The organism is Streptomyces qinglanensis, assembly GCF_900111245.1.
Classification (GTDB): Bacteria; Actinomycetota; Actinomycetes; order Streptomycetales; family Streptomycetaceae; genus Streptomyces; species Streptomyces qinglanensis.
Window position 1 is genome coordinate 65,810 of sequence record NZ_FOGO01000017.1, and the last position, 11,913, is coordinate 77,722.

Here is an 11,913-nt window from a genome sequence, read left to right on the forward strand (position 1 = left end):
GCCTTCCGTCCCGGCACCGGCTGCGGCCGGGCTGCCGGCCGCCGGACGGCCGCCGGAGTGGTTCCGCAGGCCGGCCGTCACCGGCCGGGTCCTCGGCGTCGGCGCCGGACGGCCGGCGGGCGGCGCTCGCGCGGTGCGGAGAATCCCTCGGGGCCGGGGTCGGCGGCGCCCTGGTAGCGCAGCCGCCGTCCGGGCGCGGTGGGCGGCGTGGCCTCGGGGTCGGATTCCGGCCGCAGCACGAGCCCTTCGGTCACCAGCGGCCCCGCGGCGGTCCGCTCGCCGCCCAGCGGTGCGCAGACCCGCACGTCGATGGACGCCTTGGGTTCGCCGCCCAGCGCGGTCCACAGGTCCGAAGCCGAGGGGCCCTGCCTGCCGCGGCCTGCCGCCTCGATGCCGACGGCCAGCCCGAGTTCGGCGAGGCTCCCGGTGTACAGCTCGGCGGGCAGCACGTCCATGCCGGTCAGACAGCGCAGTGCCTGGGAGAGCAGCCGGTGCTCGTCCTGCGGCCGGTTGGTCCACGCGGTCACCAGATAGGTCAGTTCGAACCAGCGCGGCAGGGCCTGCATGCCGACGGCGGCGCCGCTCTCGTCGTACTCCTGAGCCGTACCGCTGCGCCGCCGGGAGAGGTCCTCGCGGATGTCGTAGAGGAAGACGCTGATGGTCGGCGCGTTGCGGCGGGCGGCCCAGTCGCTGGTGGGCGCGTCGAAGACCAGCTCGACACCGCTGTCCTGGAGGCCGGAGCCGGACAGCAGCAGCCGCAGCGCCTCGTCGACTTCGTGGATCACCGGCGCGCCACCTCGTCGGGTGGCGCGACGCTGCCGCTGACCACCAGGAACGTGGTGCTGACCGGACTGAAGCCGGCGCCCTTCGCGAGGATTCTGCGCGGCCCCGTCGCGTCCTTGGAGAGGATCAGCAACTGGGCGGTGAAGCGTCCCGTGCCGCCGGGAAGGGCCGGTGCGGCCGCCGCGGTGATTCCGGGCTTCCAGCTCAGCCGCACCGGGGTGCCAGGGGGGAAGTCCTTGCCGCGTACCGAGGTGACGAACCCCGGCTTGCCGACTTCGGGGACGGCGACGATGCGGGGCTGCAGGATGCGCAGCCGCTCCTTGTCGACGTTGTCGCGCGGGTCGGCGTCGGTCCCGCTGGTCGACAGGGTCGCGGTGACGGTGGTCCGCAGCGCCTTGTCGGGTGCCAGCACGACGCGGAGGACGGTGGAGGCGCCCGGCGCCAGATCGCCCAGTGCGCACCGGCCGCCGGTGGAACACCCGGCGGGAAGCCGCCCGGCGGGAATGTCCGGCGGCAGTCCCAACTTCAGTCGCAGGCCGGTGGCCAGGGCGTTCCGCCCGTTGCGGACGGTGTAGGTCACCACGACGTGTCCGCCCACGTAGCCGGGTGCGGGCTGCGCCCGGACCGTCACACCGGGCCCGGCCGACGGCGTGCGCCGTGCGGGCGGTCGGGGTGGCGCGGAGCTCGGCGGGGGCGCGGAGCCCGGTGGGGGTGACGGGGAAGCCGACGGGGGCGGCGGGGGTGGGGCGTCGGCCTCGACGGGTACGACGGTGTCCGCCGCGTTGTCACCGGGCCGGGGGTCGACGACCGCGCCGGATACCGACCATCCGACCTGCTGGTCCCCGACCGCCACCCCGGTGAGCCGGGCGGTGATCCGCACCTCGGCGCCGGGTGCGAGGACCCCCAGGGCGCACTGGGGTGTCGCCGCGGGGCAGTCTCCCGCGGTCGCGGTCAACCGCTCCAGGCGGACGCCCGGCGGCACCGCGACGGTGAGGGTGGTGGCGGGCGAGGGGGCCGGGCCGTGGTTGGTGACGGTGGCGGTGACCGAGCGGGTGCCGCCGACCCGCACCGCGGGCGCGGCGTCCGGCGCGTCCACCGACAGGTCGACGGACTGCTGGTAGCTGGGCTCCTTCTGGCGTCCGGGCAGACCGTCGGTGAGCGGCGTCAGGCGGCCGGTCGCCGGCTCCAGGACGGAGAGGCCCTCGGGTGCGTTGGCGTCCACGGCCCGGCGCGAGCTGAGGACGAGCCGGCTGCCGTCCGGCGACCATGCCACGTCGCGCGGCTGGAACGGGCCCGTCGTGCGGGTGTCGGGCAGCTCGCGGCCGCAGGCACCGGTGCCTGCGGCGGCCGCGGCGGGCAGCAGGACCCGGCAGCCTTCCCCGTCGGCGCCGGTCAGCAGGATGCCGTTGCGTTCGTTGACCCGGCCGCCGCCGTCCTTGCGGTTGAACGCCACGTCCTTCCCGTCCGGTGAGAACGCCGGGCTGTCGTCGATCACCTGGCACTCGCCCGGGCAGTTCGCGGCGCTCAGGTCGCGCTGCCGCTCCAGCGCGTCCACCGGAGCGGTCCAGATGTGCTTGTTGCCGCCGTTCCCGCCGATGACCTGGGTGCGGGTGAAGGCGATGGTGGTGCCGTCCGCGGACCAGGTCGGCTGTGCGTCGCTGCGGTCGGCCTGCCCGGCGGGCGGGACGATCCGGTCGACGATCTCGCCCGTGGCCGCGTCCGCGACCAGGATACGGCCCGGTCCCGGCTCCCCGCCGGGACCGCGGGGCGAAGTCCGGGTGAAGGCGAGGAACTTGCCGTCGGGTGAGAAGGCGGGGTCGGTGTCCCGGTCGGCGGCGCCGCGTCCGGCCAGCGGCAGCGGGTGCGGGCTGGAACCGTCCGCCTCGGCGAGCCAGATGCGTTCGATCCGTCCCGCGTCGGAGTCCTCGAACCGGGTGACGACGATGCGTCTGCCGTCGGGGGTGTAGCTCTGCCGCTCCGTCCACGGGTCGTAGCCGTCCGCGGGATGGAACAGCGGATCGACCGCGGGGTCGGTGTTGGTGTAGGCGGCCGGGTCCTCCTTGAGGAGGGTCAGCCCGAGGTCGCGCGGATCGGAGCCGTCCTGCCGCGCGTCCTGGAGCGTGACCACGTTGCGGGCGGGGGCGCTGGTGCGGGTGACGACCGTCTCCCCGTCGTCGGCGGAGCCCAGCCAGGTGGGGGACGCCACGGCGCGGTCCTCCCTCAGCACCAGCCGGGCTCCCTCGTCCGAGCCGGCTCGCGCCCGGTAGACCCGCTCGGTCGTGGTGCAGACGCACTCCTCGTTCGGACTGAGGAACAGCACCTGGTCGCCGTCCGGCAGCCAGGCCGCCGACCGGGTCTTCCAGTCGGCCTGCCCACCGGCCAGGAGCGGTTCGTCGGTGCCCTGGCCGTCGGTGACCCGCAGCCGCGGGCCGGTGTCCGGGCCCGTGTCGAGGGTGTAGGCCACCAGGTCGCGGTGTGCCGGGTCGCCGGCGGGGTTCCACGTCGGCTCGGTGGCGTCACCGGCGGGACCGTCGCTGATCCGGGTCTGCGCCCCGCCCGCGACGGCGCGGGTGTAGATCTGCTTGCCGCGGAGCGGGTCGGCGTCGCTGGAGTACGCGATCCTGGTGCCGTCCGGGGAGTACGTCGGTGAGGTCTCGTCGGCGGGTGTGTCGGTGAGCCGGCGCAGCCCCGAGCCGTCGGTCCCCACCTGCCACAGGTCCCGTTGGCTGCCCGCGGACGAGGGCTCGGCGGAGTCGAACACCACGGATCCGCCGTCCGGGGCGAGGGCGGGGTGCCCGGCGTCCCGGCCGGTCGTCAGCTTGCGCACGGCACCGTCCTTGCCGCGCAGGTAGACCTGGGCCTTCGTGCTGTCCCGGAGGCTGGTGAACACCAGCAGGTCGCCGCGTGCGGAGGAGTGCTGGTCGAAGTGTGCGGGCCCGGGGCCGAAGAGCGGGTCGCTGGAGGCGGTGCCACTGACCCGCCCCATGCTGCGGTGTTCCGTACCGGCGAAGGCGATCCGCCCCGCATCGGCCCCCGGTTGCGCGCTCGGTGCGGCGAAGGCAGGCCGGGTTCCCGGCGGGGACGCGACCACGAGCAGCGGAAGCAACAGCACCAGGACCGCCGCCAGGCCGCCCTGCCTGGAGCGCCTCGCCGGGCCAACAGTGCCGGTCACCGCCCACCTCGCAGTCGGGGAAGGAGTCTCGTGCGCCGAGCGTCGCGCGGCGGGCCCGGGCCGGGCCAGGGCAGGAGTACCCGGACCGGGGGAAGCGGCGGCTGCTCTTTCGGGCAACAGCACCGGACCGGGCCGGCTGCGCTCTCCCGCCGGTCCGCCTCCCCTTCGCCCTGCCCCCGGTTGTCCCGGGCCGGGGCGCCGTGCGCTCAGATCAGTCCGTGGCGCATCGCGTAGCCGACGGCGTGCGCGCGGTTGCGCAGCCGCAGTCGTGTGGCGACCTCGTGCAGCACGTTCTTGACCGTCCGCTCCGAGTACGACGTCTTCTGGGCGATCTCGACGGTGTCGAAGCCCTCCGACACCAGCCGCAGCATCTCGGCCTCCCGGGTCGTGAGGGTCGAGAGCGTCAGACCGCGCGGGTCGAGCACCGTGCGCTGCAGGGTGCCGACGTGTTCGAGCAGCTTGCCGAGCAGGTCGCCCGGAAGTACCCCCTCCCCGTTGGCCATCGCCGTGATCAGATGCAGGAGCCGGTCCTGGTCGGCCTCGGCTCGGCGCAGCACGGCGGCCACTCCGCACTCGATCATCGTCTGCAGGGCCGCCGCCTCGAACGAGCCGACCACCAGCCCGGTGCGGGTGGCCGTGTTGCGCTGCAGGCGGCGCAGCAGCCGGACGGCGGGGTCGTTCACCGTGTCCACGACCACCAGCGAGACCTGGGCCTGGTCCCCTTCAGCCTCCGGCAGCAACCGGACATCGGGCTGCTGGCGGAGCTGCTGGACGACACCGGCGTGCAGGATGCCGTCCTCCGCGTACAGGGCGACGGACACACGGGCTTTGCGGGCAGGGACGGGCGGTGCGGTGGGCAGGGCCGACGGCCAGGAGGCGGATCCCCTCCGGGCCGCAGTGGGAGAGTCGTGCTCGTCTGTGTGAGTCATATGCTCGGTACCCGTCTCTTCCGGATCTGCGGTGGGTGCGGTGGGACCGGCGGCGTCGGCCGGCCGATGCGGAGCCGGACTCCGGCCGCGGCGAAACGCGTCGGGTGTGCGGCCCCTCAAGGGCACGGTCCCGGTGGTCCAGGAGGGCATCCCGACTGCCCGCACATTGCCCCCGCCGCCCCTCCCGCGGGCCGGGCAGGGCGTCCTAGGTTCGCAAGGTGACCACATCTGCCGAACTCGAAATGCCGGCCGTGGCGGTGTCGCCGGGCAGTACGGCGACGACGAGCCTGACCATTCGCAACGACACCGACATCGTCGAGGCCTACACGCTCACGGTGGTCGGCGACTGCGCCGCCTGGAGCGCGGTCGAACCGGAGCGGGTCTCGCTCTACCCCGGCACCTCCGAGACGGTGACGGTGCGGCTCGCTCCCCCGCGCTCCAGCGAGGTGAGAGCAGGGGAGTTGCCTCTGGGCGTCCGGGTGCTCCCGGCCGAGCAGCCGGATCTGGTGGTGGTTCCGGAGACCACGGTGCGCCTCGCGCCCTTCCACGAACTGCGCACCGAGTTGGAGCCGCGGCGCCGGCGCGGATGGGTGGGGGCACGCTACCGGGTGGCGGTGCAGAACCGGGGGAACACCCCGGTCACGGTCGGGCTGGTCGGCAAACAGGACGGGGAGGACCTGCGGTTCACCGTCCGGAACGGGAATCCGCGCCTGGAACCGGGTGAGTCGGCCGAGTCGGGCCTGCGGGTGCGCACCGGGAAGCCCCGCTGGTTCGGGCCGTCGGTCACCTGGCCCTTCGGGGTGGCTGTCACGGCGAGCGATGCCGCGGCCGGGGAGGAGCCGCGGTCCGGGCGGGAACCGCTGGAAGGCGAGTTCGTGCAGCTCTCGGTGTTCCCGAAGTGGCTGCTGGGGCTGCTCGCCGCGCTGCTGGCGCTGTTGCTCGCCTGGTTTGCGCTGGTCCGCCCGGCAGTGCGCAGCACCGCCAAGCAGGCCGCGGACGAAGCGGCCGCCGAGCGCGCCGCCGCGAAGGGCGGCGGGAAGCAGGGAGAGAGCGGTGCACCCGGCGCCGGAGGAGCCGGCAAGGGGGACAAGAAGGCCGGTCAGCCCGGCGGCGGCGCCCCGGGGCAGGGCACCGGCGGGAACGGTGGTGGAAGCGGCGGGGTCACCGGGCCGGACATCGTGCCGGGAAGCGGGCGGCAGAGTTCGGCGACCGTCGATGTCCAGACGGGCGGCGGCTCCCGGAAGGTGGGCACCTACAAGGTCCCCGAGGGCCGGGTGCTCGGCGTCACCGACATCGTGGTGGCCAACTTCCAGGGCGACGAAGGCGTGGTGACCATCAAGTTCGGCGAACGGAAGATCACCACGATCGCTCTGGAGACCTTCCGCAATCAGGACTATCACTGGGTCACCCCCATCCGCATCCCTGAGGACGCCACTGTCACCGCGGACGTGACCTGCGCGAAGCCCGGCACACCGGCCACCGGGAAGCGGGCCTCCGGGTGCCATGAAGTACTGAACGTGAGTGGTGTGCTGGGCGAACTCAAGCAGTGAGTCGACGGCGTGCGGCGTTCTGCTCCCGACTCCACAAGAAGACGGCGCGAGGACATTTTGCGTCTAGACATGACCTGCGGAAACGCCTGTTCCAAGCCACCCATGGGTACATTTTGGCGCAATTGATGCGCATCATGCCGAATACCCTTTCATTCCCCCGAACGTGATGTTTGCTCAACCATTGCCATGCCGCGCACGCCGTGCGTGTGTCCGGCGGACGGACACACGCGGGGGCTGCGGGGGACGCCGGCACGTCCTCCGGTTCCCCTCAGCAGACGCAGGGGCCGCTCAGTCGCGTGGCAGCGGACGCCCAACGGTGCGGGCCCGCGGCTGCGTGCGGCCGGGTACCGCCGGCAGCCCGGGCGGCGATCCCTCGAACCGCCGGTACGCCGAACTCCTCACCCTCCACCGGCCCCCACGCGCGGCCGCGGTAGTACCAGGTCCGGCAGAGCGGTCGACGCAGCGCCCTTCGGGGGCGGTTCGCAGCGGTTACCGGCGACGGGGCCGGGCACGTAGCCTCTCAGCGCTCTTCGGCGCAGGAGACTGCCCCGCCCCGTGCGTAGGCGTACCCGCACAGCGGAGCCGAAAGGACCACTCTGCGCAATCTTCCACGTCGAGACCGCGCCCGCGTCAGCCCATGCGGCGGGCCAGCACCGCTCCCGGCCAGTCCCCGTGCAGGAACCGCTCTGCCGGGGTGAATCCGTTGCGTTCGTAGAAGGCGACGAGTTCGCCGCCCCCGCCCGCCCAGCAGTCGACCCGCAGCAACCGCGCACCGGCGCGCCGGGTCTCTCCTGCGGCGTGCTCCAGCAGCGCGGCGCCGATGCCGCGGCCGGCGTGCCGGCGGTCGGAGACCAGCAGCCGGACATACCGCTCGGGTTCACCGGCCGGCCCGATGGGCAACTGCGCGCTGGGGCCGGAGTCGAGTACCAGCGCCCCGGCCGGTGCGCCGTCCAACTCGGCGATCCAGGGGCTGTTCTCACTCAGGTACCGCTCCACCCGCGCCACTCCGCCGGGCTTGCGGGAGTACGGAGTCGTGCCCCACTGCTGGGTGTTGCCGCGGGCGTTCATCCAGGCCACCGCGGCGTCGAGCAGGTGCAGGACAGCCGGTGCGTCGGCCGGGTCTCCGGGCCTGATCCGTATGCCGGGGGCGATGTCGTCCACGGCGGGAGCTTAGCCGCTCCGGGGGCACGGCCCGGGGCCCGCTCCCGGACCGGCGGCACGACCAGGGGCCGCCCCCTCCGCCGTCCGCGGGAAGGTTCCTGCGGCACCGCCGTTCGGCACCGCGGTCCGCTTCGGAGCGGGGTCCACTTCGAAGCGAGGGCCACTTCGAAGCGAGGTCCGCTTCAGCGCCGGATCCGCTCCGCCGCCTCGCGCGTGATGTCGGCGTAGACGCGGAAGACAGCCGGGCGGGAGTCGCGGGGTGCTCGTTCGTGCAGCGCCGCCCAGCACCGGGCGACGACTTCCCTGGCCTGGGCGCCGGGCCAGGGCCGGGGCAGCAGTTCGGGCGGCAGCAGAGGGTCGGGGTCCATGGCGCGGGTGAGTTCGGCGGCCAGTTCGAGAGCGATGGTGAGGAGTTCGGCCGACGGCACCGGATCGGTGCCGGTGAGCCGTTCGAGGCGGGGCCGGGCCACTTGGTCGAGCCGGTGGTAGCGCCCCGCGATCTCCTCCAGGGGCCACAGGTCCCGGGCGAGTCCGACCGGGTCCCGGGTACCTCCTCTGCGTAGATCCGTGCTGGTGAGGAGGGTGAGAGCCGCATCGGCACCGAGGCGGCCGGCGGCGTCCTCGACGTAGGGTTCCCAGGCGTTGGCGCAGACGTACAAGCCCCCTTGGAGCGCGGCGCCGCCGAGATGGACGAGCGTCTCGCGCAGGGCGTCCCGCACCGTGCGCGCCGACTCGGGTACGGCGAACGCGGCCAGATGCCAGGTGCCGTCCCAGGGCGCTTGCCCGGCGTCCTGCCGGAAGGCGTGCCGGAGGAAGTCCGCGTTGGGGGCGAGGAACCGGGCGGTCGCCTCGGTCGCGTGCAGCACCGCCTTCCGGCCCCGGCCCTCGTGGGTGAAGCGCCCTTCGGCGAGCAGTCGCTTGATGCAGAGCCGCACCTGCTGGTCACTCATGCCGAGGGTGTCGGCGACGGCGTAGAGCTCGGCTGCGCCGACTGTGCCGTCCTCGCGGATCAGGGCATGGACGAGCATACGGGTGGGAATCTCGACGCGGTCGGTCACGGTGTCGACGGTCCTTCCTCCTGGGCTGCGACAGCCCGGTGCATGGTGGTCACCGCCCCGAACCCCAGCAGCTTGCGCAGACAAGGCGTGCGCTCGGTCCGGACGGCCGTGAATCCGCGGCGTTCGTACAGGGCCCTGGCCCGCGGATTCGTGTCGATCACGTCCAGTCTGATCTCCCGGCAGCCGTGCTCTCCCGCCACGCCCGCCACTTCCTCGAGGAGCAGGCTTCCCACGCCGCGGCCGCGCGCCTCCGGAGCCACGGCGATGCCGTCCATGACGAGCTGCCCGGGTGCCGGGCGGCGTTCCAGCAGGGCGAGGAGAAGGAGTCCGGGCAGTCCCCGGAGCCATCCGTAGGCGCGCAGCAGCGCGGAGGCCGAACCGCCGGTCAGGGCACGGCCGTCGAGCTGATACCCGGCGAGGCCGACGAGTTGCCCGCCGAGGAGCGCGCAGACCGCGCGGTCGGCGTCGAACTGGTCGGCGAGGAAGGGCACCGCCTTCTCCGGCGGGTTCAGTGCCGGACCGAGTTTGCGGCCGAAGGCGTCCCAGTACAGCTCGGCCGCCCGCCGTTCGGCTCCCGCGGGAAGCCCCCGCCGCACCGAGACGCCGTGGGCTCCGTGGGCTCCGTGGGCCCTGCCGAGCCCGTCGGCCCGGCAGGGCCCACCGGCTCCGGCGTCCTCCGAGCGCTTCGCATCCGCTTCCATACGCCACTCCTTCCGCTTCGCCACCGAACAGAAAACTATCACGTTGCCGACGATCGTATTTCTGATGATAGTTTCTGGCGCCATGCGAACCCGGAGAGAGACATCCAGAACCGAGCAGCGGCCCACCCGACCCCGGCGGCGCGTCCTCCGCCTTGCCGCGTGGGCGCTCGCCACGGTCGTGGTGGCGGCCTGCTGCCTCGGCGGCGTGGTGGTCTGGCAGCACTCCTACGACATGCACGAGCAGCGCGTCTCGATCCGCCACGGCGGCCACGTCCTGCACGGCGTGCTGGCCACCCCCGAGGACGGGCGCGAGCAGCACGGCCTGGTCGTGTACGTGCACGGCGACGGCGCCGTGGACGCCACCTACGACGGCGGCTACCGGCCCTTGTGGGAGGCGAACGCCGCGGCCGGGTACGCCTCGCTCTCCTGGGACAAGCCCGGTGTGGCGGGGGCGCCCGGCGACTGGCTGGAGCAGTCCATGCAGGACCGGGCCGACGAGGTGGCCGCCGCGATCGCCTGGGCGCGCGGACGCCCCGGCATCGACGGGGACCGGATCGGACTCTGGGGCGCCAGCCAGGCGGGCTGGGTGCTGCCGAAGGTCGCCGCCAAGACCCCTGTGCGTTTCGTGATCGCCGCCTCGCCCGCGATCAACTGGCTCCGGCAGGGCCGCTACAACCTCCTGGCCGAACTGCACGCCGAGGGCGCCTCCGCAGCCCGCATCGAGGCGGAGACCGCGAGGAGCGACACCACGCGGCGGCTGCTGCGCCGGGGCGCGACCTTCAGCGAGTACACCGAGGCCGTGGAGGGCCGCACGGACGGCATGACCGCCGGCCGGTGGCGATTCGTGTCCGAGAACTACACCGCGGACGCGACGCGCGACCTGGAGGCACTGCGCGGCACGCCCGTACTGCTGGCCCTCGCCGGCCATGACACCAACGTCGACACCGCGGAGACCGAGAGGGTCTACAGGAAGGTCCTGGGCTCGGACGCACTGACGGTCGCGCATTACCCGGACGCGGCCCACTCGCTGGTCAAGGAGTCCGTCGAGCAGTCGGACCTCAAGCTCGCACTCACCGCACTCCTCTCCCCCCGCGGCCTGTTCGCGGAGGGGTACCTGGCCGACCAGCGCCGGTTCCTGGCGGCCCCCGGCAGAGCGCGGCCGTAGCCGCACCGCGGCGGCAGCCGGAAGCCCGGCCGCACGACGGGCGGCCGGGCCCGGCTCCGGCACCGGCGGACCTCACCTCGCCAGAACTAAACCGATCTGTATAGTGGGACGAGTAAACCGATCTGTTTATTCGAACAGTGGGGTGAGGTGTGAACTTCCTGCTAGCCGTCGCCTTCGTGGTCTGCTGGAGCTCCGGGTTCATCGGAGCGAAGCTGGGGGCGGGCAGCGCGCCCGTGGCGACGCTCCTGATGTGGCGGTTCCTGCCGCTCGCGCTCGGCCTCCTGGCCGCCACCGCCGCACGCGCCTCCTGGCGGGATGTCCCACCGCGAGCCCTCCTCCGGCAGGTGCTGATCGGCGCGCTCTCCCAGAGCGGCTACCTGCTCACCGTCTTCTGGGCGATCCGGCTGGGCGTCTCCAGCGGAACCACCGCCCTCATCGACGGCGTGCAGCCCCTGGTCGCCGGAGCACTGGCCGGGCCGCTGCTGCGCCAGTACGTCAGCCGCCGGCAGTGGCTGGGACTGGGGCTGGGACTCGCCGGAGTCGTCATCGTCACCACCGCCGACGCCGCCACGGCGGCCGACGTGGCCTGGTGGGCCTACCTCATACCGTTCCTCGGCATGCTGTCGCTGGTGGCGGCCACCTTCCTGGAGGGCCGCTCGCGTACGGACGTCTCCCCCGAGGTGCCGCTGGCCGTGCACTGCGCCACCAGTGCGGTCATCTTCACCGTCCTGGCCGTGGCGGCGGGTTCGGCGGCGCCACCGGCCGAACCCGCCTTCTGGACGGCGGTCGCCTGGCTCGTCGTGCTCTCCACCTTCGGCGGCTACGGCCTCTACTGGCTCATCCTGCGGCGCTCCGGCGTCACGAAGGTCAACACGCTGATGTTCCTCATGGCTCCGGTCACCGCGGTCTGGGGCGCGATCATGTTCGGCGAGCACTTCGGGGTGCGGACCGCCCTCGGCCTGGCCGTCTGCCTCGCGGCCGTCGCTCTCGTCCACCGCGGCCGGCGGCCCACGTCCCCGGCACCGGTCCGTGCCCGGAGCGACGCTCCGGCTCCGGCCGGGAATCCCGCAGCTTCCCTCTGAGACGTCCGTACCAACCCCAAGGAGAGCCCATGCGCACGGCACTGCACCGGTTCCTGCACCTCGCACGCGACATCGCCACCGGCATCGACACCGGCCACGCGATCCGGCACGGACTGCCGGTTCCCGACCGGCCCCGCCGCAGCACCCGCTCCGGCTCCGCCTCCGGCTCCGGCTCCGGCTCCGGCTCCGGCTCCGGCTCCGGCTCCGGGGACACCATTGCGCAGCTCGCGGCACAGCAGCAGCCTCGGCGACCCCAGCCGTACCGGCAGCGGTAGCCCGGACCGCGGCCACCGAGCGGCCGCGGAAGACGCG

10 protein-coding genes are annotated in these 11,913 nt (G+C 73.6%); 4 read left to right on the forward strand and 6 right to left on the reverse strand.

The window, feature by feature from the left end:
- Positions 1-77: 77 nt before the first annotated feature.
- The 3 genes from BMX65_RS27620 to BMX65_RS27630 form a co-directional block, all read right to left on the reverse strand.
- Positions 78-785, reverse strand: coding sequence for a Pvc16 family protein (locus BMX65_RS27620; RefSeq protein WP_075003078.1), 708 nt, complete (start codon positions 783-785; stop codon positions 78-80).
- Positions 782-3,955 (reverse strand): DUF11 domain-containing protein, encoded by a 3,174-nt coding sequence (locus BMX65_RS27625; RefSeq protein WP_075003079.1) that lies wholly within the window; start codon positions 3,953-3,955, stop codon positions 782-784. Before BMX65_RS27625 ends, BMX65_RS27620 begins: the two co-directional genes overlap by 4 nt.
- Positions 3,956-4,161: 206 nt before the next feature.
- Positions 4,162-4,884: a helix-turn-helix transcriptional regulator gene (locus tag BMX65_RS27630; RefSeq protein ID WP_075003080.1), complete on the reverse strand. Its 723-nt coding sequence runs from the start codon at positions 4,882-4,884 to the stop codon at positions 4,162-4,164.
- Between the two features lie 218 nt (positions 4,885-5,102).
- On the opposite strand from BMX65_RS27630, the gene BMX65_RS27635 reads away from it, so the two are divergent.
- Positions 5,103-6,434 carry a COG1470 family protein gene (locus BMX65_RS27635; RefSeq protein ID WP_239502242.1) on the forward strand — a complete coding sequence of 444 codons (1,332 nt, stop codon included), beginning with the start codon at positions 5,103-5,105 and terminating at the stop codon, positions 6,432-6,434.
- 630 nt (positions 6,435-7,064) lie between these two features.
- Here the strand turns inward: BMX65_RS27635 and BMX65_RS27640 are convergent.
- From BMX65_RS27640 to BMX65_RS27650, 3 genes are all read right to left on the reverse strand, one after another.
- Positions 7,065-7,595 (reverse strand): GNAT family N-acetyltransferase, encoded by a 531-nt coding sequence (locus BMX65_RS27640; protein WP_075003082.1) that lies wholly within the window; start codon positions 7,593-7,595, stop codon positions 7,065-7,067.
- Between the two features lie 182 nt (positions 7,596-7,777).
- Positions 7,778-8,653, reverse strand: coding sequence for a PaaX family transcriptional regulator C-terminal domain-containing protein (locus tag BMX65_RS27645; RefSeq protein WP_107437598.1), 876 nt, complete (start codon positions 8,651-8,653; stop codon positions 7,778-7,780).
- Positions 8,650-9,354 carry a GNAT family N-acetyltransferase gene (locus BMX65_RS27650; RefSeq protein ID WP_079172117.1) on the reverse strand — a complete coding sequence of 235 codons (705 nt, stop codon included), beginning with the start codon at positions 9,352-9,354 and terminating at the stop codon, positions 8,650-8,652. Before BMX65_RS27650 ends, BMX65_RS27645 begins: the two co-directional genes overlap by 4 nt.
- An 82-nt stretch (positions 9,355-9,436) precedes the next feature.
- On the opposite strand from BMX65_RS27650, the gene BMX65_RS27655 reads away from it, so the two are divergent.
- From BMX65_RS27655 to BMX65_RS27665, 3 genes are all read left to right on the forward strand, one after another.
- Positions 9,437-10,519, forward strand: coding sequence for an alpha/beta hydrolase family protein (locus tag BMX65_RS27655; protein WP_075003083.1), 1,083 nt, complete (start codon positions 9,437-9,439; stop codon positions 10,517-10,519).
- 149 nt (positions 10,520-10,668) lie between these two features.
- Entirely contained in the window at positions 10,669-11,601 is a 933-nt protein-coding gene (locus BMX65_RS27660) for a DMT family transporter (RefSeq protein WP_075003084.1), read from the forward strand.
- 29 nt (positions 11,602-11,630) lie between these two features.
- The gene (locus BMX65_RS27665) at positions 11,631-11,876 is read left to right on the forward strand and encodes a hypothetical protein (RefSeq protein ID WP_075003085.1); all 246 of its coding nucleotides are present in this window, start codon (positions 11,631-11,633) and stop codon (positions 11,874-11,876) included.
- The last annotated feature ends 37 nt before the right edge of the window (positions 11,877-11,913 follow it).

Bases quoted from the DNA above. Each gene is read 5' to 3' on its own strand.
- BMX65_RS27650 (WP_079172117.1), bottom strand. From the start codon at position 9,354: ATGGAAGCGGATGCGAAGCGCTCGGAGGACGCCGGAGCCGGTGGGCCC.
- BMX65_RS27665 (WP_075003085.1), top strand. From the start codon at position 11,631: ATGCGCACGGCACTGCACCGGTTCCTGCACCTCGCACGCGACATCGCC.
- BMX65_RS27630 (WP_075003080.1), bottom strand. From the start codon at position 4,884: ATGACTCACACAGACGAGCACGACTCTCCCACTGCGGCCCGGAGGGGA.
- BMX65_RS27655 (WP_075003083.1), top strand. From the start codon at position 9,437: ATGCGAACCCGGAGAGAGACATCCAGAACCGAGCAGCGGCCCACCCGA.